This window comes from Mesorhizobium sp. WSM3859, from assembly GCF_002295065.1.
GTDB lineage: Bacteria > Pseudomonadota > Alphaproteobacteria > Rhizobiales > Rhizobiaceae > Mesorhizobium.
This window is the reverse complement of the sequence record NZ_NSGG01000008.1, coordinates 38,333-61,792: the sequence shown is the minus strand read 5'-3', so window position 1 is coordinate 61,792 and position 23,460 is coordinate 38,333. Positions and strand designations below refer to the sequence as shown.

Genomic DNA, 23,460 nt, shown 5'->3' with positions numbered 1-23,460 from the left:
CCGGCGCAAGTGCGCCAGCCTGTGCTTGCCTAGTACCACCCGACCGCGACCTGCGCCTCTTCCGACATGCGGTCGGGCGTCCATGGCGGGTCGAACACCATGTTGACCTCGACACCGGACACGCCCTCGACGGCGCCGACCGCGTTCTCGACCCATCCAGGCATTTCGCCGGCCACCGGGCAGCCCGGCGCGGTCAGCGTCATGTCGATCTTGACCGAGCGGTCGTCCTCGATGTCGATCTTGTAGACAAGGCCAAGCTCGTAGATGTCGGCCGGGATTTCCGGGTCGTAGACCGTCTTCAGCGCCGAGACGATGTCGTCGGTCAGCCGGGCCAGCTCATCGGCGGGGATAGCCGAGGCCGAGACGATGCCGTTGCCGGCCATTTCCGGAGCAGTCTCTGCGGTCGCGCTCACATCGTCCATCATCATCACCCGAAGAACTTTCGCGCTTTTTCCAGCGCCTCGGCCAAAGCGTCGACTTCGGCCCTGGTATTATACATGCCGAAGGATGCCCTGCATGTGGAGGTGACGCCGAAGCGTTTCAACAATGGTTGAGCGCAATGCGTGCCGGCGCGCACCGCGACGCCCTGACGGTCGATCACCATCGACACGTCATGCGCGTGGATACCCTGCAATTCGAACGAGATGATGGCGCCCTTGCCGGGCGCGTCGCCGAAGATGCGCAGCGAGTTGATCGCTCGCAGCCGCTCGTGCGCGTAAGTCTTGAGGTCGGCTTCATGCGCCGCGATGCGCTCGCGGCCCACCTTTTCCATGTAGTCCAACGCGGCACCGAGCCCGATCGCCTGCACGATCGGCGGCGTGCCGGCCTCGAAACGGTGCGGCGGATCGTTGTAGGTGACGATGTCCTCCGTCACCTCCTCGATCATCTCGCCGCCGCCCATGAAGGGCCGCATCTCTTCCAGCCTGTCCTTCTTGCCGTAGAGCACGCCGATGCCCGACGGGCCGTAGACCTTGTGTCCGGTGAAGACGAAGAAATTGCAGTCGAGGTCCTGCACGTCGATCGGCATGTGCACGGCGCTCTGGCTGCCGTCGACGAGGACCGGAATTCCGCGCGCATGCGCGATGCGCACGATCTCCTTGATCGGCGTCACCGTGCCCAGCGCATTCGACATCTGCGTGATCGCGACGAGTTTTGTGCGGCCGGTCAGCCGCTTCTCGAATTCCTCGATGTGAAACACACCGAGATCATCGACAGGCACCCAGACGAGCTTGGCGCCCTGGCGCTCGCGGATGAAATGCCACGGCACGATGTTGGAATGGTGCTCCATGATCGACAGCACGATCTCGTCGCCCTCGCCGATCCGCGGCATGCCCCAGCCATAGGCGACCGTGTTGATCGCCGAGGTGGCGTTGGAGGTGAAGACGATGTTGTCGGTGCTCGGCGCGTTTAAAAACCGCTGCACCGACTTGCGCGCATTCTCATAGGCGTCGGTCGCGGCATTCGACAGGAAATGCAGGCCGCGATGCACGTTGGCGTATTCCTGGGAATAGGCATGCTGGATCGTGTCGAGCACCACCTGCGGCTTCTGTGCCGAAGCGCCGTTGTCGAGATAGACCAGCGGCTTGCCATAGACCTGGCGCGACAGGATCGGGAAGTCGCGGCGGATCGCCTCGACGTCATAGGGGGTGGTTTCGATCTTCTGGTCCATCACAAGCTCTCTTGAGGCAACGCCTCACTCCGTCCAGCACCCCGCTCGGCGCTGCGCGCCGATCCACCTTCTCCCACAAGGGGAGAAGGTTAAGCGCTACCCGTGCGTCGAAAACCAGCCGTCGAGCCGCTCTTCGAGCGCTTCGACCAGCGCCTCGTCATCCAGTTCTTCGATCACTTCGGCAACGAAAGCCTTCACGAGCAGGCCCCGTGCCGACTTCTCGTCGATACCGCGCGCCATCAGGTAGAACAAATGGTTGTGGTCGATCTCAGTGACCGTCGCGCCGTGGCCGCAGACCACGTCGTCGGCGAAGATCTCCAGCTCCGGCTTGGTCGAGAACTCGCCGTCATCCGACAGAAGCAGCGTGTTGCAAGCCATCTTGGCGTTGGTCTTCTGCGCGTATTGATGCACGTTGATGCGGCCCTGGAAAACGCCGCGCGCCTTGCCGGTCACCACGTTGCGGATCACTTCCGTCGACGTCGTGTGCGGCACGGCGTGGTCGAGCACCATGGTGGTGTCGGTATGCGTGTCGCCGGCCAGAAGATTGATGCCGCGCAATTTGAAATCGGCGCCCTCGCCCGTCGTCCTGACGACGACTTCCTGGCGCACCAGCCTGCCGCCGGCATTCATCACGAACAGTGTCAGCTTTGCGTCCTTGCCGATATGCGCCTTGAACTGGGCGAGATGCGTGGCCGTGTCCGGCTGCTCCTGCACGATCAGCCAGGTCACTTCCGCGCCGTCGCCGACCACGAGCTGGCTGACCGACGAGACCAGCGTCTCGTCGCCCTCACCCGTCTGGCGCTCGACGATTATCGCCTTGGCGCCGGCCCCGACACGCGCCAAGAGCCGTACATGCGACTGGCCGCCGGCCTGCAGGTTCTGCAATTCGACCGGCTTTTCCAGCTCGGCGCCGTCGGCGATATCGACGAAATAGCCGTCAGCGACGAAGGCGGTGTTGAGCGCGCCGATCGCGTCGTCATCGCCATAGGGATCGAGCCCCGGCGCCACGCTGCCGTCGGTCAGCTTCTCCGACAAGCGCTGCACCGTGACGCCCTCGACCTCCGGCAGCTTCGTTTGTGAGACTCCGTTCAGCACAGGCAGCACGGCCGACCCTTCAAGAACCGGCGCAAGCGCCTTGACGACCGCGCCGACTTCGAAAGCCGGCACCGAGGTCAGCAGCCGGCGCAGATCCGTGTAGTGCCAGGATTCGACGCGGCGCGTCGGTAGGCCGTGCTTGATCGCCTCGATCGCGTCGTCGCGCTTCACCATCACCGCGCCGTCGCCGGGCAGCAGCGACAGACGCTCGCCGAAGGCGTCGATCAGCGCCGTCTCGGCCAAGGTCCGCTGGGGCTGTGCGTGCATGTTCATGACTTTCGCCTCGACTGCTCCCATCTCACGCGGCTTCGCCAATCACGCCGGCGTAGCCGTTGGCCTCGAGATCGAGCGCCAGCGACTTGTCGCCCGACTTGATGACCTGGCCCTTGTAGAGCACGTGCACCGAATCCGGCACGATGTGCTCCAGCAGGCGCTGGTAGTGGGTGATGACGACAATGGCGCGTTCCGGCGAACGCAGCGCGTTGACGCCGTCGGAGACGATCTTCAGCGCATCGATGTCGAGGCCGGAATCGGTCTCGTCCAGCACACAGAGCTTCGGCTCGAGCAGCTTCATCTGCAGGATCTCGGCACGCTTCTTCTCGCCGCCGGAAAAGCCGACATTGAGCGGCCGCTTCAGCATGTTCATGTCCATGCTGAGCGAGGCCGCCGCTTCCTTCACGCGCTTCAGGAACTCCGGCACCTTCAGAGGTTCCTCGCCGCGCGCCTTGCGCTGCTCGTTCATCGCCACTTTCAGGAATTCCATGGTCGCCACGCCCGGTATCTCCATCGGATACTGGAAGGCGAGGAAGATGCCCGCCGTGGCGCGCTCGGCCGGATCCATCTCGAGGATCGACTGGCCGTTATAGAGGATATCGCCTTCGGTGACCTCATAGTCCTCGCGGCCGGCAAGGATGTAGGACAGCGTCGATTTGCCCGAGCCGTTCGGCCCCATGATGGCGGCGACCTCGCCGGCTTTCACCGTCAGGTTCAGGCCGCGGATGATCTCGGTGCCGTCATCGACGATGCGGGCGTGAAGGTTCTTGATCTCAAGCATTTCTATTTCGTCCTATGCGTAGCCGTCTGCTCGGCTAAACTTGATTTAACAACTGCTTCAGGGTTTCCAGAAACCCGTGCCAAAAGCCAGCCGGCGAGTAGGCCGCGACGAGCAAGGCAACGCCGAGTGCGGCCGAATACAACGCCAATTCCAAACCCGCAGACCGTCCATCCACTCCCGCAGATACACATGCTTTTCCGCGGATTCGCGCTTGGGCGACTTTGTCACCCCACACTCCCCTCGAGGCTGATGCCGATCAGCTTCTGCGCTTCGACGGCGAACTCCATCGGCAACTGCTGGATGACGTCCTTGACGAAGCCGTTGACGATCAGCGCGATCGCCTCTTCCTCGGGGATGCCGCGCTGCATGACGTAGAACTTCTGGTCCTCGGAGATCTTCGACGTCGTCGCCTCGTGCTCGAACTTCGCCGTCGCGTTCTTGGCTTCCATGTAGGGCACGGTGTGCGCGCCGCACTGGTCGCCGATCAGAAGCGAGTCGCAATTGGTGAAGTTGCGCGCGTTGGTCGCCTTGCGGTGCGCCGAGACCTGGCCGCGATAGGTGTTTTGCGAGAATCCGGCGGCGATGCCCTTGGAGATGATGCGGCTCGACGTGTTCTTGCCGAGATGGATCATCTTGGTGCCGCTGTCGACCTGCTGGTAGCCGTTCGACACCGCGATCGAATAGAACTCGCCGCTGGAATCGTCACCGCGCAGGATGCAGCTCGGATATTTCCAGGTGATGGCCGAGCCGGTCTCGACCTGCGTCCACGAGATCTTCGAGCGGTCGCCGCGGCAGTCGCCGCGCTTGGTGACGAAGTTATAAATGCCGCCCTTGCCCTCGGCGTCGCCGGGATACCAGTTCTGCACCGTCGAATATTTGATCTCGGCATCGTCTAGCGCGATCAACTCGACCACGGCGGCATGCAGCTGGTTCTCGTCGCGCTGCGGCGCCGTGCAGCCTTCGAGATAGGAGACGTAAGCCCCCTCCTCGGCGATGATCAGCGTGCGCTCGAACTGGCCGGTGTTCTTCTCATTGATGCGGAAATAGGTCGAGAGCTCCATCGGGCAGCGGACGCCCTTGGGCACGAAGACGAAGGAGCCGTCCGTGAACACGGCCGAGTTCAGCGTCGCGTAGAAATTGTCCGAGGTCGGCACGACCGAGCCGAGATATTTCTTGACCAGTTCCGGATGCTCGCGGATCGCTTCAGAGATCGAACAGAAGATAACGCCCGCCTTGGCGAGCTCTTCCTTGAAGGTGGTGACCACCGAAACGGAATCGAACACGGCGTCGACCGCAACGCGGCCGGACTTGTAGACGTTGTCGCCTATCTCCGCTTCCTCGTCCGCAACCGCGGGCTTCTGCACGCCGGCCAGTATCTCCTGCTCCTTGAGCGGAATGCCAAGCTTTTCGTAGACCTTTAGCAGTTCAGGATCGACCTCGCTCAGCGACTTCGGCCCCGGCGTGCTCTTCGGCGCGGCGTAGTAATAGATGTCCTGGAAGTCGATCTTCGGATAATGGACGCGCGCCCAGGTCGGCTCTTCCAGCGTCAGCCAGCGGCGATAGGCCCCCAGACGCCATTCCAGCATCCAGTCCGGCTCATCCTTCTTGGCCGAGATGAAGCGAATAATATCTTCGCTCAGGCCCTTCGGGGCCTTGTCCATCTCGATCTCTGTCTGGAATCCGTATTTATACTGGTCGACGTCGATCTTTCGGACTCGATCGATCGTCTCCTGCACAGCAGGCATAAGCGTTCTCCATCCACGCCGGGGTCAAGGCCCGGCAGTTTTCAAACTATGGCACCGCTGTGATCGCATCCCGGCGGGGGTGCGCAACGGAGTAAGCTCCATATAGTGCGTATCCACCGGAAATTCACCCGGCCAGGACAAAACGCACGGCTCTACCAGGCCGCAGGGCCTGAATTCATCTTCGCCGCCGTCAGGCGGCTTCTTCCTTGCCCGCCCGGCGCGCGACGATACCCACCAGCGCAGCCCGGAACGCTTCGATGTCCTCGGCCCCGGTCACGCGGCCGATCGAGACCCGCAAGGCGCCCAGGCTGTCGCCACGGCCCATGGCCTTCAGCACATGGCTTGGCCCGACCTTTCCCGACGAGCAGGCCGAGCCCGCCGACAGTGCGACACCGGCAAGATCGAAAGCGATCTGCGCCGTTTCGGCCTTGACGCCGGGAATAGCGAAGAATGTCGTGTTGGCAAGCCTCTGAGCGCCATTTCCGAAGATTTCCGCGTCCGGCGCCAGTTCCGTCACGAGAGCTTCGATCTCGTCACGGCGCCGCGAGACGGCATCAACATCGTCCAAGCCCGCAAGTGCTGCCCGCGCGGCGGCGCCAAAACCGGCGATCCCGGCGACGTTTTCCGTGCCGGCGCGGTGGCCCTTCTCCTGGCCGCCGCCATTGACCAGCGGCCGCGGCATCATCAGGTCGGACGCGGCGACGATCGCGCCGACACCCTTGGGCCCACCAATCTTGTGCGAGGACAGGATCAGATAATCGGCATAAGGAGCTGACATGTCGAGCGGAATCCGCCCGGCTGCCTGCACGGCATCGACCACCAGCACCCCGCCGGCGGCCTTGACGATTTCACCGACGCGACCGACCGGCTGGACGACGCCTGTCTCGTTGTTGGCGGCATGGATCGCTACCAGCGGCAGGCCGGCCGCCTTGTCATGCTGGGCGAGCGCGGCGGCAAGCGCCTCAAGATCGGCAACGCCGTTGCGGTCGACGCCGATCCTCGTCACCTGCGCCGGCGCGAAGCGCCCGCCATTGAGGACGCAGGGATGGTCGGCCTCAGAGACATAGAGATGGCTCATGCGGATGGCGCCGCGTCCCATCTGCCAGTCCGGCCCAAGCAGCGTCGAGGCGGCTTCGGTGGCGCCGGAGGTGAAGACGACATGCTCGGGCCTGGCGTTGACCAGCCGCGCCACGTCGCGGCGCGCGTTCTCGACCAGCCGGCGCGAAGCGCGCCCTTCCGTGTGGACCGATGACGGGTTGGCGGCATCGAGCGCGGCAACCATCGCCGCCCGCGCTTCCGCAATGAGCGGCGCGCTGGCGTTGTAGTCGAGATAGGCGCGGGTTGCGGCCATTTTCGCTCAGTTCGTCCTCCGCCAACTATCCCGCGAGGATAGCGCGTTATTTCCTTGAAATTGCAAGGCAAGCCGTCCTATTTACGCGGCTTGCGGCGCGGGCGGCCGAACCATCGGGTTTCGGCATCCCAGTTTTGAACAATTCTAAACTAGCTTCTAGGAAGACGCTCGCCCGGCGTCAAGGCCACAGAAGGTTTGGGGCCGCAGCAGAGTTAGGGCCGAAACAGTTCCGGGCTAGCGCATTCATATGCCACGTGGAGTATTTTATGCCTGAGGTCATTTTCGCCGGTCCGGCTGGTCGCTTGGAGGGACGCTATCAGCCCTCGAAGGAAAAGAGCGCCCCGATCGCCATCGTGCTGCACCCGCACCCGCAATTCGGCGGCACGATGAACAACAAGATCGTCTACGACCTCTTCTACATGTTCCAGAAGCGCGATTTCACCGTGCTGCGCTTCAATTTCCGCGGCATCGGCCGCAGCCAGGGCGAGTTCGACCACGGCACCGGCGAATTGTCGGACGCGGCGGCGGCGCTCGACTGGGTGCAGTCGCTGCATCCGGATTCCAAGAGCTGCTGGGTCGCCGGCTATTCCTTCGGCTCGTGGATCGGCATGCAGCTTCTGATGCGCCGGCCGGAGATCGAAGGCTTCATCTCGGTCGCGCCGCAGCCTAACACCTATGATTTTTCGTTCCTGGCGCCCTGCCCGTCATCCGGCCTGATCATCCATGGCGATGCCGACAAGGTGGCGCCGCCCAAGGACGTGCAGGGCTTGGTCGACAAGCTGCATACGCAAAAGGGCATCACCATCACCCAGAAGACGCTGCCCGGCGCCAACCATTTCTTCGCCAATGACGCCGAGTTGCTGATCCATGAATGCGCCGACTATCTCGACCGGCGCCTCGCCGGCGAGCTCGCGGATCCGCGGCCGAAACGGCTGCGCTAAGCACCGAAGAGTGCCAGCCCGGGTGCCTTATGGGGCCTGGGTTCGGTCGGCGCCGATCCCGCTGGCGTCGACCGAGCCGGCCATCGAAACCCTGTCTCGCGGCGCACGCGAAGGTGTCAGCCTGAATGTCCGCTTGCGCACCGGCAGTTTCGAGCTTGTCTGGCCGAAGATGAAACCCAGCCGGGCGAACACCAGCCCCGAGAGCACCGCAAAAGCCAGCCCGAGGCCGAACCCCGCGACCGTGTCGCTCGGATAATGCGCGCCGACGAAGACGCGCGTCGAGGCAATGCAGGCGGTCACCGCCAGCGCGATAGTCCAGCGGCGCGGGAACAAAAGCAGCAGGATACCGAAGACCGCGCCCATCGTCGTGGCATGGCCGGACGGAAAGCCGGCGAAGCGCGCGTCCATGGCGAAAGGATGCAGCGACAGGACGCCGAAATCGTTGAAATAGAGCGGCCGAGCCCGGCCGATGCCGTATTTCAGCACGTTGACCGCGAGACCGGACAGGCCAACGGCGCAGAGCACCAGGAAGGCGAAGCACGTCCAGTTGTAGACGAGCATCCGGCCTTGCCGGGACAGGCCGCGCCAATCCGTCAGGTTGGCGGCGACGAGGCAGAGCGCCGCCGGAATGAGATACCAGCCGCCGAGGCCGAACTGCGTGAAGAAATCGGTGAAGCGCGCGAAGCCGGGCGACCATTCGCCGCGCATCTCGCCCGCGCCGGCGTCAAGGCGCAGGAAGGTCGCAATGATGAGCAGCACCCAGGCTATGAGCCAGACGCTCCATAGAATTCGCGGATAGCGCGCCGGCCGCACCACAAAGCGCCGCTTCACGATCGACACCGTGTCGCGGAAATTGCCGAGCGAGCGGCGGTAAAGGGCAAGGGGTGCTGCGGACATGGCTTTGGCGCAAAGTCTATAGGGGCAATGGAGGCCCGACGCTATTGTTCAGGGAGCCACCCGGTAAAGCCCGAGCGCGAGCTTGTCTCCTGACGAATAGTTGATGCCGTCGATCTCGGTCAGCCGCTTCGCTGACTTGCCCTGGGCGGTCAGCACACCGGCAAGCTTCTGCTCGTCCTTGATCGGCGCCAGCCCAAGCGCGCAGGCCGGATCGGCCAACAGATGCCGAGCCACACCCTCAACGTCGGTGAGCACGGTCTTGGTGCCGACCAGGAAGACCAGGCTCGGCTCCTGGAACTTCGCCGAGGCAAGCACGCTTGTGTCGCAAAGCCGGTTGGCGTCGACGGCGGCCTTGACCGCGGGGCTCAGCCAAATCGGCTTCAGCGAAGGCGCAATGACGCCAAACAGCAGGCTGAGGGTGATGCCCGCGCCAACGGCGATCGCGGCGATCCGCGGAAGCGGCACCTGCAACTGCCTGGGGAAAGCGAGATAACCGGTGACCAGGGCGGCGATCGCCGCCGGTATGCTCCACCAGGAGAAGGTCTTCGCCACATAAAGCGGCGCGCCGACGCAGACCACGGCAAGGCCGATCGCCACCACGGCAAGCCCGAAGGCGGTCGCCCACCACAGCCATGTCTGCCAGCGCTTCAGCGGCGCGTTGGCCTGGTCTGCTGGTAAGGTGAGCAGCCAGCCGATCAAAAGCGCCATCCCTGGATAGGCCGGCATGACGTAATGCGGCAGCTTGGTCGGGATCGCCTCGAACACCAGCCAGAACGGGATGTACCAGGCCAGGCAGAAGCGCAGGCGCGGATCGTCCCAGAACCGGTTGATCGCCTGCAGCCCAGCGCCGACCGCGATCAGCCCGAACGGCCACATGAACAGGGAATAGGTCAACATGTAAAAGCCGGGCGGCAGGCCGTGCGATTCCTCGCCCTGCGCCACCTTGTTCAGCATGTCCTTGCCGACCGCTTCCTGGAAGAAGGCGCCGCCGCTCTTCCAGGTGATGAGGACGAGCCAAGGCAGGACGATGACAAGCACGATCGCCACGCCGCGCACCAGCTTCATCTTGGTGAGCCAGCGCCAGTCGCGGTCGAAGGCAACGAGCGCAGCGGCGGTCAGCAGCGACAAGAGCGGCGAAACCGGTCCCTTGATGAGAATGCCCAGCCCTTGCGCGATCCAGAAGATCCACGGCAGATGTCCGGGAACCGGCTCGTTGCGCTTGGCTGCCACATAGACCTGCGCCAGTGCGCCTTGCGCGATCACGCAGCAGGCGAGAAGCATGGCGTCGGTCTTGGCGTCGCGCCCCTCGAAGGCGGTGGCGAAGATCGCCGCCATCGTCAGGCCGGCGGCCAGCCCGGCATTGGCGCCGAAGAGTTTTTTTCCGGTCCAGCCGATGCCGACGACGGCGATCGCGATGCCCAGCATCGAGACCACGCGATAGACCCAGATCGGCGCCGCTGCCCCCTCGCCGCTCAGCGCCACCGCCGCCGACTGCAGCCAGTAGATGCCGATCGGCTTCTTGTAGCGCGTGACGTCCTGCAGCCGAATGTCGACATAGTCGCCCGTTTCGACCATCTGCTTGGTCGCCTGGACGAAGCGGGATTCGTCACGGTCGACCGGCGGCAGGCTGGCCAAGCCGGTGACGGTCATGACGATGCTGAACAGAAAGAGGAGAATGTAGTTCCTGTTCATCGCGGGAGCTCGTCCGATCTGAAACTGCGGGATGGCCCCGTCGCGGCATGGCGCCTGTATTTGCGCGGCGCTTCATTACGCCAGCAAGATGGGCGAAGCAAGAAGTGGCCTGTCCCCGGGCAATCGCTTCAGTTTCCAACTCGCGGCAGAGAGCCCAGCGTTCGAAGTCGGCGCTCGGAAAAGGGCGATGGAGGCGAGTTCGGCCTGAAGCGATATGCCCCGCTACTCTCTCGCACGCAGCGCTGGAGTGAAGCGCGATCGGACGCAAAACCGGAAACCACTTTTGCTGATCGCGCTTGGATGCTAAACGCGCGCCTTCATATCCAGCTTGGCCTTGGTGCCCAGCGATCTCCAGGAAGAAACCATGTCCGCCTTCAAATCCGATTTCCTGCGCATCATGAACGAGCGCGGTTTCATCCACCAGATTTCGGATGAATCCGCCCTCGACCAGCTTTTCGCCAAGGAAACGGTGAGCGCCTATATCGGCTTCGACGCCACGGCCCGGAGTCTGCATGCCGGATCGCTGATCCAGATCATGATGCTGCACTGGCTGCAGCAGACCGGCCACCGGCCGATCGCGCTGATGGGCGGCGGCACCTCGATGATCGGCGACCCGTCCTTCAAGGACGAAGCGCGCAAGCTGCTCACCGCTCAGGACATTGAGGACAATCTCGTCGGCATCCGCCGCAATTTCGCGCCTTACCTGAAGTTCGGCAGCGGCCCCGGCGACGCGGTCATGGTCAACAATGCCGACTGGCTGATGCAGATCAACTACGTCAATTTCCTGCGCGATGTCGGACGGCATTTCTCCGTCAACCGCATGCTCGCCTTTGATAGCGTGAAACTCAGGCTCGACCGCGAGCAGTCGCTGTCCTTCCTCGAATTCAACTACATGATCCTGCAGGCCTACGACTTCGTCGAGCTCTACAAGCGGGTCGGTTGCCGGCTGCAGATGGGCGGCTCGGACCAGTGGGGCAACATCGTCAACGGCATCGACCTCGGTCACCGCATGGAGGGCGTGCAGCTCTTCGCCATGACCACGCCGCTGCTCACCACCTCGTCGGGCGCCAAGATGGGCAAGTCGGCCTCGGGCGCCGTCTGGCTCGATGGCGACATGCTCTCGCCTTACGAGTTCTGGCAATACTGGCGCAACACCGAGGACGCCGATGTCGGCCGCTTCCTGAAGCTTTACACCACGCTGCCGCTGGACGAGGTGGCGCGGCTGGAAAAGCTCGGCGGCTCGGAGATCAATGAGGCGAAGAAGATCCTCGCCACCGAGATCACCGCCATGCTGCACGGCCGCGAGGCGGCCGAGACGGCAAGCGAGACGGCGCGCAAGACTTTCGAGGAAGGCGCGCTTGCCGACACGCTGCCCAGCGTCGAAGTCGCCAAATCGGACCTCGAAGCCGGGATCGGCATCCTGGCGCTGTTCGTCACGGCCGGGCTGGCCGGCTCGAACGGCGAAGCGCGCCGCCATATCCAGGGCGGCGCGGTGCGCATCAACGACCAGCCCTTGACCGACGACCGGCGCATCGTCACGTCCCAGGACCTCGGCCCGGAAGGCGTGGTGAAGCTCTCGCTCGGCAAGAAGAAGCACGTTCTGGTGCGGCCGATCTGATCGGCCGCACCTTCCCGATCGTCATCCTGCCCGAAAGCCGGAGACCGCTTTTCGGGATCAGGTTTACCTGTACTCGAAGATCGAGCGGAATATGCCTGGCGCCACCACGGACAGCGGATTGATGTTGAGGGTCGGCTTGTTGGCGTTGCCGCGCAGCCGGTAGGTCACGCCGATCAGGCCCCGGTCGCGGCCGTTGCCGAGCAGCGGGCCGAACAACGGCAACTCGCCGAAGATGCGGTTCAGCCCATAGACCGGCATGAAGGTGCCGGTCATGTCCATGTTGTTGTCCGGATCGTAGAGCGTGCCCTGGAACGTCGTGCCGATGCGAGGGCCGCGCAGCAGGCCGTTCGCCAGCTTCAGGTAGCCGGAACCCTTGTCGATCTCGGCGAAGCCGCGCTCGAACTGCACCCTGGACGTGTCGATATTGCCTTTGACGGCCTCGTTCAGGCTGCGTGTATCGCCGGCCGGCGTGGTCGACACGATCGAGGCCAGCTTGGGCTCGTTGACGACGTAGAAATTGCTGGCATCCACCTGTCCTCTCATCGGACCATCGGCGGTGCCGGAAAGCGACAGCGTGATCGCGCCGCCTTCCATATGCTCATAGACGTTGAGGAAACGCAGGATCGCGCCGGCATCGGCCGACTTCACCCTGAGCACCCGACCGCCCTCGCTGGTGGTGTTGCTGATCGCAATCGGGGCGCCCGAGCTTGCCGCGGCGGTGACGTTGAGCCCGTTCACGCGCGATCCGGCCGCGCTGTATTCGAGCTTGAGATTGGAAAGCACCTCGTCGTGGAAACCGGTCAGCGATGCCACATCGGCGCTCACCGAGATCGCGTCGCTGCCGGCGCCCTTGGTGGCGGTGTCGACATCGGAGGTGAACTGCTTGATCAGCGAGCGGGCGTCGAGCGATGCGCCGCTGACGTCGACAGCGTAGCTCTTGCCGGCGCGCTTTACCGAAACGGCAATGTCGTCGCCTCGGTTCAACGCAACCTTGCTGAAGCGGGCCGCGGACAACGCGCCGTTGGCCAGCGTCACATTGCCGTCGATCGAAAAGCTTTTTCCGTCGAGAGCGAAATCCGACAGCGTGGTGGTGCTGCCGGACTTCGCCATGTTGAAAGCGACCTTGGCCGGAATGCCGGCACCCTTGCTCCAGCCCGCCCAGGGAATGTCGAGCCTGGCATTGGTCAGGTCCGCAGAGACCTGCTGGGCGCCCTCGCCGCTCTTGTCGATCGCCACCTTGATGGTTCCCGAAAGCAGGTCCGACAGTCCAGGCATGCTGGCGTTACGCGTCTTGTCGTCGAGGATCAGCGTGACCTTGCGGCTTCGCGCCGGCCCGTCGTCGGCAAGCGGCTCGACCAGATCGAGCTCGGCCGGAATGTCATTGAGCTTGGCGTCCGCCGAAATCACCGCCTGCTTTGGCCCCACTGTTATCGAGCCGTCCGCCTCGGTCACGGTCTGGTCTTCGAATGGCTTGGCTAAAGACAGATCCTGATAGTCGAGGGAAACCAGCCAATCGAGTTTCGAAGTGTCCATGCCCTTCGTTAGCGGAATGTCCGCCCTGACATGGCCGGTGACGGTGCCGGACAGGTCCTCGGGCGCCAGCCCGACATGGCGCATGGCATTGATCGGTTCGTAGGAGGCAAGCTCGGCGATCGCCGGCGCCTCACCCGCGACGTCGATGTCGAGCCCGCCGACCACGATCGGTCGGTTCGCGTTCTTGATCGTCAGCGTGCCGCCGCTTGCCGCCACGGTGCGGCCGCTTGGCATATAGACGCTGCCCGATGAGAGGCTGATGTCGACATCATTGCCGTGAAACGCCACGACGCCGACGGCATCGCGGATCGGCGGGATGCGTCCGGCGGTATCGAAACGCGAGCCGTCGATCTGGAAACGGCCGAACACTTCGTCGCCAGTGAGCGGCACGCCGTTGCCCAGGCGCCCCGGCGCGACCTGGAACTGCAGGTTGGCTTCGGTCACCGTCCCGCCGAACAGGTTGCCCAGCACCCAAAGCCGCGCGTTGCGGGCCGAAAACCATGGCCACAATTGCTTGACATGCGAGACCGGCATGTCGTGAACGTTGAGCGACAGCGATATGCCCGGAGGGCCGTTGTCGATGAAGGCAACCGTGGCAGCGCCAAGCACCTCGCCCGATCCGCCGGACCGGACGCCGATCTGCTCGGCGACGAGCTTGCGGCTCTTCGGCTGATAGACGCCCGCGATACGCGCCAGGAACCGAAGCGCCGGCTCCGGCGATTCCGAAGGCGCCAGCGTCGAGCCGTCGCTGGTGAGATCATAGCGGTAGGCGGGTTCCTCCCCCGCTGCTAACGGCTTCGGCCCGATCGATCCGGCAAAGTCGAAGCTGGAGCGGCCGTTCCTGATCAGCAGCCGCTCGACCGAGATCTTGTTCGAGCCGGCCTCCAAAGTGGCATCGGTATCGACGTCGACGGGCAGCAGGCCGCGTTCGCCCAGGTCGAGCACGGAACCGGTGAGCGAGAGCGTAGCCGCCAGGCTGGACGGGTTGTCGCCGGACGCTTCCGAACCCGAAAGCTTCAGCGCGATCGAACCCAGCTTCGCGCCCTCGGCCACCGGCGCGGCCCCGGTCGCACTCTCCTCGCCTGAGACGCCAGCAACTGCGAGATTGGCGTCCAGCGAGGCGATCCGCCTCGCCGTCGCATCGCGGGTCGCGGAGGCGGTCAAAGTCGCGTGGCGGCCATCGACCTCGGCATCGTAGGAGAACTGTATGCTTCCGGTGCCGGTCTGCGCGACGGTGGCCGAGGTGACGGTAACGCGCTCGACCGGCCCGGTATCTGGCAGTTCGAACGCGACATTGCGCAGATCGACTTGGCGCATGGAATCCTCGCGCACGGCATCGAGCGCGTCGTTGACGCCTGCGAACACCGCCGCCGAGACTTTCTCCGGATCGACGAGGCCATCTTCGTTGCGCAGCGCCGCCGTCCAGTCGCCGCCGCCGGAAGGCATGGCGGCCACGACGATGTGGGCGTTGGAAAATCTGGCGCTGGTCAGCCGGACATCGCCCGAAAGCAGCGGCAAGAGGCGCATGCCGAAACGCACGCGCCCGATATCGGCCATCGGCTTGCCGTCGGCCGTCTTGAGGCTGACATCGTTCACCTGCAGGGCAATGAAGCTCGATCCGTCCAGCGTCAGCCGCGCCGCGCCGACGGTGACATTGACATCGACGCCCGCCAGCTTCTCGATGGCAATCTCCGCCTCGGCCCGGAGCCGTTCCGTGCCGATGCCCGAGGCTCCGAGCACATAGACGCCCGCCGCCGCCAGAAGCACGAGAGCGCAAAGCCCGGCAAACACGCGGCCGAGGACTCGGAAGCGCCGCCGTACCACCGCGCGGCCAAGCGGCGGCACGCTGCACGCGGACGGGAGCTTCGCCAGGTCGGTGATCTCGTCACGCCTGAACCTGATCTTCTCGTGCTGCGGGTCTTCCTGATCCAAGCAATCTTCCGTTGTGACGAACCCGTCATGGACGAATCCCACCTCACGTTATATCGATGCTTTCCCGCGCGTAACCGCAAACAAGGGCATCGATATGGCTGATCTCGAGGTGGGCGACGCAGCGCCTCAATTCGATCTTCCGCGTGACGGCGGCGGCTCCCTCAGCCTCGCCTCGTTCCGGGGCAAGCCCGTCGTACTCTACTTCTATCCGCAGGACGACACCACAAGCTGCACCAACGAGGCGATCGGCTTCTCGCAGTTGAAGCCCGAATTCGAGAAGGCCGGCGCCGTGGTGATCGGGCTCTCCCCCGATAGCGTAAAGAAACACGACAAATTCAAGGCGAAGTACGATCTCACCGTCGATCTCGTCGCCGACGAGGAGCGCAAGGTGATCGAAGCCTATCATTTGTGGGTCGAGAAGACGATGTACGGGCGCAACTATATGGGTGTCGAGCGCGCCACGTTCCTGATCGGCAAGGACGGGCGCATTGCCCGCGTCTGGCGTAAGGTTCGCGTCAAGGGTCATGCCGAAGAGGTGCTCGAGGCCGTGCGCGCGCTCTGAGGCGCCGACGCCGCCACGCTACAATCCGGTACCCGCGTTACGGGCAAAGGCGGCGCCGGGATCGGGCCCGCAAAACTTTGTTAACCCTAATAATGTGTAATCAGGCTTGTCGTTGGTCCCGTAACGAAAGCCTGGTCCCCGTGAAACCAACCGGTCAGTCAGCTGTCTTCGGCAGGCGCAAGGAACCGCACACGGTCATCATCGCCCGGGGCAACGAGATAAGGCACTTCACCATCCGCCCCTGGCTGGCCGCCTTCATCGGCTCGGCGCTGGCGGCGATCGCCATCGGCTATTTGCTCGCCACGTCCTATCTGGTGCTGCGCGACGACCTGATCGGCGCCACGACGGCAAGGCAGGCGCGCATGCAGCAGGCCTATGAGGACCGCATTTCAGCCCTTCGCGCCCAGGTCGACCGCATCACCAGCCGCCAGCTTCTCGATCAGCAGCTGATGGAAACCAAGGTCAGCGAGCTCTTGGCCAGGCAGATCCAGCTCAGCGAACGCCACGGACGGCTCGGCCCGATCCTCGAGCGCGCTGAGAACGAGGTCGGCGACGTGCCCGCGGCGAGCGCGGCAACACCCAAGCCCGACGAACACGCGGAAATCACCGGCAGCCTTTCGCAGGCGCCGACCTATTCCGTCGCATCATTGAGCGCCGGCGACACCAGGCCCTTCTCACTCTGGTCGACACGGTCCAATCCGCTCGATGCCGAAACGGCCGCCGATCGTGCCGACAAGCTGTTCGTCTCGATCAATGCGTCGCTGAAGGCCATTGAAAGCCAGCAGCTTTCGCGCATCACCACGCTTGCCGACAGCGCCTACAAGAACGCCGATGCCATTGCCCAGGCGCTGGAAGCGGCGGGCCTGCCGGTCGACAGTGAACTCGGCAAGAGCGATGTCGGCGGGCCGCTGGTTCCGCTTGATCCCTCGATGGTTTTCGACAGCAAGGTCAAGGAGTTGGACGAGGCGCTAGACGCGCTTGACGAGGTCAAGAAGGAGGCGCGCACGCTGCCGCTCGCCAACCCTGCCCCCGGCCATCCGGTAACCAGCCCGTTTGGTGTGCGCACAGACCCGATCCTGGGCAGCGCCGCCCTGCATACGGGCATGGATTTCAGGGCGCCGATCGGCATGCCGGCCAAGGTCACGGCCGCCGGCACCGTCACCAGGGCCGGCTGGGCCGGCGGTTACGGCCGCATGGTCGAGGTCGACCATGGCAATGGCTTTGCCACGCGCTACGGACATCTGAGCGAGATCGATGTGACCGTCGGCCAGAAGCTTGCCGCCGGCGACGTCATCGGCAAGACCGGCAGCAGCGGCCGCTCCACGGGTCCGCACCTCCACTACGAGGTGCGCCACGATGGCGAGGCGGTCGACCCGCTGCGCTTCCTGACCGTCGGCAAGAAAGTCGCGCAATATCTTTGACCGGTCGATCCAAAGCCGGCGCCGCGACCTCGCTAAGCGCCTGGATTCTCCTGCCCGGCCAAGTACATCGTTGCCGCCGACACCAGGGTAAGGACGCCGTTCTTCAACGCGGCCTCGTCGACGCGGAACTTGGCGTGGTGAAGCGGATAGACCGATCCCACTTCCTCGTTGCGGATGCCGAGCCGGAAATACACCGACGGACGTTTCTCGCTGTAGTAACCGAAGTCGTCGGCAATGCTCCAACCGGGCATGTTGAGAGCATTGTCCGCGCCGATGCTGGCCTTGGCGCCGGCCATGATGAGCGCCGCCATACCGGCATCGTTGACGACGCCCGGTTCGCCCCGGTGGATGTCGATCTTTACACTTGCGCCGTGGCTTGCCGCAATTCCTTCAAGCATCTCGCGAAGCCGGCGCCAGGCGCGCTCGCGAGTGGCGTCGTTGCCGCTGCGGATGGTGCCTTTGAAGGCGACCTTGCCGGCGGTGACGTTGTAGGCATTGCCGCCATTGATGGCGGTCACCGAAATGACCAGCGGATCATAGGAATCGGTCTCGCGCGAGACGATCTTCTGCAACTCGTTCACCATCGAGCAGGCGACAGTCAGCGCGTCGATACCTTCATAGGGTTTTGCCGCATGCGCCGCCGAGCCGGTGACCAGCACATCGAACGTGTCGCACGCCAAAGTGTAGGGACCGGAACCGACAGCGACCTTGCCGGATGGCGTATAGGGATCGACATGAACGCAGATCGCGGCGTCGATGTCGTCGAGCTGCCCCTCCTCCACCACTCGTTTGCCGCCTGACGGCTCGTCCTCCTCGGCCGGCTGGAAGATGAGGCGAACGGTTCCGCCAAAACTGTCGCGCGAGCGATTGAGATGCGCGGCGACCGCAAAGCCCATCGCCGCATGGGCATCGTGGCCGCAGGCATGCATCACGCCCGGATTTTCCGACGCAAAGTCGACGCCGGACTCCTCCTCGATCGGCAAGGCGTCGATATCGGCGCGGATGGCCACCTTACGGTTCGAAGGCCGGCCGGTGCCGACGATGTCGACGGCAAGCCCGTAGCCGGCCACATCGCGAATCTCGGTGATCCCTTGCTTTGCAAGCATCTCGCGCAAATAACGCTGCGTGCCCGCCTCCCGGTTCGACAGCTCCGGGTGGCGGTGCAGATGGCGGCGGATCTCGATCATTCGGTCGAGAATTCCGGCCTCGATGCCGGACGCGGTATCGCTCGCTGAAGGCGGCTGGTCAGGCTTTGACATGGATGTCCCGCGGGAACTTCGTCAGCGTCTCGTTGCCGGTCTCGGTCACCAGAACGGTCTCGCTGATCTCGATGCCCCAGCCGTCCATCCACATGCCGAGAATCGAATGAAGAACATTGCCGGGTTGGAGCACCGTCTTGTCGCCGGGCCGCAGGCTGATCGTATGCTCGCCCCAATCCGGCGGATAGGCAACGCCGATGGAATAGCCGATGCGCGATTCCTTCTTCAGCCCGTGGCGCTCGATGACCTCGCGCCATGCCGCTTCGACCGCTTCGGCGGTCGTGCCTGGCCGTACGGTGTCGAGCACCGCGTCCATGCCTTCGATCACTGCCTTTGCCGTGTCCGCGACGCGGATCGGTGTCTTGCCGAGCTGCATCGTCCTGGCGAGCCCGGCGGCATAGCGGCGGCAGACCCCGGCGAGCTCGAGCGCGATCGTTTCGTCCTTCCCGAACCGCCTGTCGCTCCACATGATGTGCGGTGCCGAAGCATTTTCGCCGCCGAGGATTGTCGGTGGCAGCGCCGTGATATTTCCGGCGAAATCCGGACTGCCGGCGATCTGCGCCGCCTGGATGGAGGCAATCGCGTCGCATTCGCGCACGCCCGGCGCGATGACTTCGTAGGCCCGCGCGACCGCCGCTTCCGCCAGTTTCGAGGCCTTGCGCAGATAGGCGATTTCCGGCGCGGTTTTCACCGCGCGGATCCAGTTCACGAGCAGTTCGGCGTCGTGCCATTTCGCATTGGGCAGGCCGGCGACGAGACGCGCATGCGCCTTGGGCGAAAAATAATAGGCTTCGAGCTCGATGCCGATCTGACGGTTGCTCCAGCCCTTGGCGACGATCCAGGCCGCGATCCAGTCCATCGGATGACGGTCGGCGCGCTGGACATGGTCCTCCGGAAAGCCGACGACGTTTTCCGGCTTCATCCAGGCCGTCAGCAACCCGCCGGCGGCATCCATGGCGCGGCCGATCCAGACCGGCTCGGCATCCTCGACGGGAACAAGCACGACCTGCGGCGTATAGAACGACCAGCCATCATAGCCGGTGATGTAATGCTGGTTGGCGACGTCGTTGACTATCAGGAGTTCGATACCGCGCCTGGCCATTTCGGCGCGGATTTTTGCCAGCCGCTGCTGGTACTCTTCGCGGGCAAAGGGCAGTTCGATCATCTTTTTTCCTTGTCGGGTCGCCTTGGCGGGGCGACAAGTCGCCACCCCTTGTCGCCCACCATTGCGGTGGTTTTGGCCCTTCGCAATCAGCCAGCACAACGCATGGGCAGGGCCTGGCCCGACATGCCGGCGCGCCCTGCTCCGGGCCGCGACGACGTACTCGGATCGACATCCCGTTTGTCTTCAAGGTCCGGACGACGGGCGCTGATCACTTTCCAAAAGGCAGGTCTTCAAGAGCGTCTGCAATCCTGAGAGTCACGCCCGGTGTCTCGCTCGAAGTCATAGAGGGCCAGTCAGGGACGCACAAAGCGTCGTGGCGGGCGATGACGGACTCGACCGCGGATATCTTCGGTGTAAACGAGCGCTCTACCAACTCAGAGCGTTTGCCGCCCGGGCAGGACGGCGGGCTCCACGGGTTGCAATATCGGCTTCGCCTCGCTGTGTTCCGGCTGCAGTGTCTTGGCTCCCTTGCCGCGCGGCACCAGATATCGCCGCAGTTCCAGGGCTGGCTTCTCGACCCAGTGCCAGGAGCACGCGGCGAACAGCGCGGCGGCAGGCACGGAAAGCAGGATATTGAGCCACCAGATGCGCGCCCAGGGAAAGATCGCCATCAGGGTCTGCTGAATAACGAATCCATAGAGATAGATGCCGTAGGAATAATCGGCTCCCTGCAGGAAGCGCAACTTGCGGGGGTTCGTCACGCCAAGGGCGACCGTGAAATAGGCGGCGACCGGGGCGACGACATAGTCGCCGAACGGCACCACGCTGAGGAGAAGAGCCGTCGCCACTCCCGACAGCACGCACAATGGCAGGCTCCAGGGCAAACGGTCCCTGTAGAAGAAGATCGAGACGCCCGCGAGGAAGCTTATCACCAGCACGGAACCCGGTATGCCGCCGAGGATGAAAGGCAGCTCGCCGTGATGGCGGATCAAGCGTGCCGCCAGATAGACCAGCGAAAAGGCGACAACGGCAGCTGGCGCGATCCACGGCCGTTTCCTCAATCCGACCAGCGTCAGCGCCGAGAGGCCAATGTAGCAGATCAACTCGTAGGGAACCGTCCAAAGCTGTGCATTGACAGTGTCGGGAAAGGGGTTGTCGTGGAACAGGCCCGGCAGCAGGAAATGGATGTGTCCCGTCACGTTCAGCAGATAGAGCCGGAAGACGGGATCAGAGAAATAGGCCGTAAGGGGCAAGGTCGTCAGGAGGGGTCCAAGCACCAATGCCGAGAGGAAGACCTCGACCACAAGCGCCGGGTAAACCCTGATGGCACGAAGCCCAAGGAACTGGCTGAGTGCGGGAGTACGCAGGAGGCTGCCGGCAACGAGAAAGCCGCTCAACGCGAAGAACATCGGCAGTATCGCACGCATGTAGGGCCGCAGCGGTGAAGTCCACAGCGGTATCTCGGCCGCGACGCCGTGGCTCGTGATGACGCTGTGCATGGCGACGACGGCAAGAGAGAGGCCGATCCGCATATAGTCGAAACCGGTCGGTCTGTTGCCGCTCTGCGCCAGCTTTTCGTCGAGTGTGAAATGCCGCATCGCCCTCTCCATCCGGGTCGCCGACGACGTCTATTTTCGGGAGGCTATACGCGCACGCCCTCATTCATGAACGTGCGCGAGGCGATTGCGCCGCCCATCTTCCACGGATTCCGGTTGCTGCAAATGGACTCTTTCGTAGCGCCCTTAGACCATTCGGAGGAACGGCCGCGAGTACGGATGCAAAGGGCAAGCCATCCTCAGGAGGCGGCGGTGACTGCACCCGCCCCTGCCTTTGCCGCGGATGCCGAACTCAAGCGGGTGGCGAGCCATCGTCCCAGTCTTTGCGAGAACCGCTCAACCGTCATCGACATCAGCCAGGCCACACCGATCGCGGCGGCAATGCCGGTCACGAACAGCAATCCAGCCGGCGCTCTGGCGTGGAACTGATGGAGGATGAAGAGCATCACCGGTATGTGCATCAGGTATAGGCTGTAGGATATCCGGCCGAACCATACGGCGCCGTTTGATGCCAGGGCGTTCGCGATGGCGTTCTGCCCCAGCGCGAGCGCCACGACCAGAATGGAACCCACCGTAGAAAGCAGGAAGGCGGCCGGAGTGAAGGCGAGCAGGTCGATGCGCGCGGAAAGAAAAATGGCGATGAGCGCGGAGACACCCAGGACCAGCGTCCGGGCTCGTCCCTCCCTGTGACCTGGGGCCGCCCCGCGCCTGTACAACCAGATGCCGAATGCGAACAGGAACAGATATTTTCCGGTGTTGAGAAATTCGCCAATCACCCAGTGAACATGCGCGATTGCGAGGATGATCTCGGCTGCCAGGCTGAAGGCGACAAGCGCGACGAGCGCGACCGTTCCGTGCCTGGCCATGAAGAAGAAGATCAGAGGAAAGACCAGCGAGATTCTGAGCTCATGCGCAAGGCTCCAGATGACCGGGTCCAGGGTTGTGTCGTGATTGGTCATCAACACATAGTTCAGAAGGCGTAGCGGCGTAATCGTCTGGGACCAGGCGTAGGTGTTGAACCACTCGCTCAAGCCGGGAACGGGCGCCGGCTGGACCAGCAGCATGGCTGACAGGCTGACCAGGATCGCGACCGCGTAGGGCAGGTAAATCCGGCAGAATCTCTTGACGATGAACGCGACGCTGTCGTGTCTGTCCACCTCCTCGAAAGTCAGGGCTAGGACGACCCCGCTGATGACGAAAAATATGAAGACCGCCGAACTGCCGGCAACCAGCACGTTGAGCGGCGTCTTCGAGATCATGAAAAGCGGCGAGCCGGCCGCAGGAATGACGCCTTTGGAGACCACGTTCCAGACCGCCGGGCTAAGCAGCCACCAGTGGAAGAACATGACGATGATTGCGCAGAGACCGCGCAGACCATCGAGTGAGCGGATACGGTTCGCTTTCACGGCATGTTTCCGAGCTTTCATATCAGCCCATCACACCGCAAGCCGTCGCACAATTACGCCCTTCGGATCAGATCCGGCGCGGGGCAGTCCGCGTTGCGGCTGCTGCCATTGTGAATGCAGGCGCTGGCGTCCCCGCTTCGTGGCCGCCAAGGGTGGAAACCGAAAGGACCTGCTCTGCGATCGGGGGCAGCGATCTGCATCGACCGCGAGGCGCTCAAGGACACATCAAGCTGCCGCTTTCGATAGCCAACGGAGCGAAATAGCCGTGCAGGCAAGCATCACGCGGATCCCCGACGTTTGCCTTCTGGTGGAAAACATCGAAAGGACAGTCGATTTCTAGTCGAGAAACTCGGCTTCGCCTGCGCCGACGCGCGCCGAAGGGTTTGCCGACTTCCATGGCGAGGGCGTGACGCTCGCCGCCTGGGAGCTCGACCACGTCAACCGCTATACCGGCGTGTCGAAGCTGCGATCGCCGCGCCATGCGCACAAGGTCTGCGTCGCAGTCCAGCTCGGCACGCCTACCGACATCGACCGGCTGCATGGCGAACTGAACGCCAAGCGCATCCCCTTTCTACGGCCCGCCAGAGAACGATTGACTCGAGTTAGGTTGTAGGATGATATGTA

18 protein-coding genes are annotated in these 23,460 nt (G+C 63.7%); 5 read left to right on the top strand and 13 right to left on the bottom strand.

What is annotated here, in order from left to right:
• Positions 1 to 29: 29 nt before the first annotated feature.
• The 6 genes from CK230_RS18205 to CK230_RS18175 all read right to left on the bottom strand — a co-directional run bounded on the left by CK230_RS18205 (position 30) and on the right by CK230_RS18175 (position 6,914).
• Positions 30 to 422, bottom strand: coding sequence for an SUF system Fe-S cluster assembly protein (locus CK230_RS18205; RefSeq protein ID WP_095818725.1), 393 nt, complete (start codon positions 420 to 422; stop codon positions 30 to 32).
• Positions 423 to 427: 5 nt separating this feature from the next.
• Positions 428 to 1,669, bottom strand: coding sequence for a cysteine desulfurase (locus tag CK230_RS18200; protein ID WP_095818528.1), 1,242 nt, complete (start codon positions 1,667 to 1,669; stop codon positions 428 to 430).
• 96 nt (positions 1,670 to 1,765) lie between these two features.
• Positions 1,766 to 3,037, bottom strand: coding sequence for a Fe-S cluster assembly protein SufD (gene sufD, locus CK230_RS18195; protein ID WP_095818724.1), 1,272 nt, complete (start codon positions 3,035 to 3,037; stop codon positions 1,766 to 1,768).
• A gap of 25 nt (positions 3,038 to 3,062) precedes the next feature.
• The gene (gene sufC, locus CK230_RS18190; RefSeq protein WP_042644485.1) at positions 3,063 to 3,818 is read right to left on the bottom strand and encodes a Fe-S cluster assembly ATPase SufC; all 756 of its coding nucleotides are present in this window, start codon (positions 3,816 to 3,818) and stop codon (positions 3,063 to 3,065) included.
• Between the two features lie 224 nt (positions 3,819 to 4,042).
• Complete coding sequence (gene sufB / locus CK230_RS18180) at positions 4,043 to 5,563, bottom strand: Fe-S cluster assembly protein SufB (RefSeq protein ID WP_095818527.1); 1,521 nt, start codon at positions 5,561 to 5,563, stop codon at positions 4,043 to 4,045.
• A 190-nt stretch (positions 5,564 to 5,753) separates the two neighbouring features.
• A complete protein-coding gene (locus tag CK230_RS18175) occupies positions 5,754 to 6,914 on the bottom strand; it encodes a cysteine desulfurase family protein (protein WP_095818526.1) in 1,161 nt (386 codons plus the stop codon).
• A 266-nt stretch (positions 6,915 to 7,180) separates the two neighbouring features.
• Here CK230_RS18175 and CK230_RS18170 point away from each other — a divergent pair, with 266 nt between their 5' ends.
• A complete protein-coding gene (locus CK230_RS18170; RefSeq protein ID WP_095818525.1) occupies positions 7,181 to 7,855 on the top strand; it encodes an alpha/beta hydrolase in 675 nt (224 codons plus the stop codon).
• A 27-nt stretch (positions 7,856 to 7,882) separates the two neighbouring features.
• Here CK230_RS18170 and CK230_RS18165 read toward each other — a convergent pair whose 3' ends face one another.
• Together CK230_RS18165 and CK230_RS18160 are read right to left on the bottom strand one after the other, a co-directional pair.
• Positions 7,883 to 8,752, bottom strand: a complete 870-nt coding sequence (locus CK230_RS18165; protein ID WP_095818524.1) for a phosphatase PAP2 family protein — start codon at positions 8,750 to 8,752, stop codon at positions 7,883 to 7,885.
• Positions 8,753 to 8,800: 48 nt separating this feature from the next.
• Entirely contained in the window at positions 8,801 to 10,444 is a 1,644-nt protein-coding gene (locus CK230_RS18160) for a glycosyltransferase family 39 protein (protein ID WP_095818523.1), read from the bottom strand.
• A 364-nt stretch (positions 10,445 to 10,808) separates the two neighbouring features.
• Here CK230_RS18160 and tyrS point away from each other — a divergent pair, with 364 nt between their 5' ends.
• Positions 10,809 to 12,062 carry a tyrosine--tRNA ligase gene (tyrS, locus tag CK230_RS18155; protein WP_095818723.1) on the top strand — a complete coding sequence of 418 codons (1,254 nt, stop codon included), beginning with the start codon at positions 10,809 to 10,811 and terminating at the stop codon, positions 12,060 to 12,062.
• Between the two features lie 63 nt (positions 12,063 to 12,125).
• Here the strand turns inward: tyrS and CK230_RS18150 are convergent, their stop codons facing one another.
• The gene (locus CK230_RS18150) at positions 12,126 to 15,527 is read right to left on the bottom strand and encodes a DUF3971 domain-containing protein (RefSeq protein WP_095818522.1); all 3,402 of its coding nucleotides are present in this window, start codon (positions 15,525 to 15,527) and stop codon (positions 12,126 to 12,128) included.
• Between the two features lie 94 nt (positions 15,528 to 15,621).
• On the opposite strand from CK230_RS18150, the gene CK230_RS18145 reads away from it, so the two are divergent.
• Entirely contained in the window at positions 15,622 to 16,089 is a 468-nt protein-coding gene (locus CK230_RS18145) for a peroxiredoxin (RefSeq protein ID WP_095818521.1), read from the top strand.
• 140 nt (positions 16,090 to 16,229) lie between these two features.
• The gene (locus CK230_RS18140; protein WP_095818520.1) at positions 16,230 to 17,510 is read left to right on the top strand and encodes a M23 family metallopeptidase; all 1,281 of its coding nucleotides are present in this window, start codon (positions 16,230 to 16,232) and stop codon (positions 17,508 to 17,510) included.
• 32 nt (positions 17,511 to 17,542) lie between these two features.
• On the opposite strand, the gene CK230_RS18135 is transcribed toward CK230_RS18140, so the two are convergent.
• From CK230_RS18135 to CK230_RS18120, 4 genes are all read right to left on the bottom strand, one after another.
• Complete coding sequence (locus CK230_RS18135) at positions 17,543 to 18,769, bottom strand: M20 family metallopeptidase (protein ID WP_095818519.1); 1,227 nt, start codon at positions 18,767 to 18,769, stop codon at positions 17,543 to 17,545.
• Positions 18,756 to 19,934 carry a M24 family metallopeptidase gene (locus CK230_RS18130; protein ID WP_095818518.1) on the bottom strand — a complete coding sequence of 393 codons (1,179 nt, stop codon included), beginning with the start codon at positions 19,932 to 19,934 and terminating at the stop codon, positions 18,756 to 18,758. The genes CK230_RS18135 and CK230_RS18130 overlap by 14 nt, the downstream gene beginning before the upstream one ends.
• Positions 19,935 to 20,308: 374 nt before the next feature.
• Positions 20,309 to 21,472: an acyltransferase gene (locus CK230_RS18125; RefSeq protein ID WP_176480140.1), complete on the bottom strand. Its 1,164-nt coding sequence runs from the start codon at positions 21,470 to 21,472 to the stop codon at positions 20,309 to 20,311.
• Positions 21,473 to 21,669: 197 nt separating this feature from the next.
• A complete protein-coding gene (locus tag CK230_RS18120; RefSeq protein WP_176480139.1) occupies positions 21,670 to 22,836 on the bottom strand; it encodes an acyltransferase in 1,167 nt (388 codons plus the stop codon).
• A 406-nt stretch (positions 22,837 to 23,242) separates the two neighbouring features.
• Between CK230_RS18120 and CK230_RS33645 the strand changes: the two genes are divergently transcribed.
• Positions 23,243 to 23,449, top strand: a complete 207-nt coding sequence (locus CK230_RS33645) for a hypothetical protein (protein WP_245429969.1) — start codon at positions 23,243 to 23,245, stop codon at positions 23,447 to 23,449.
• Positions 23,450 to 23,460: the final 11 nt, after the last annotated feature.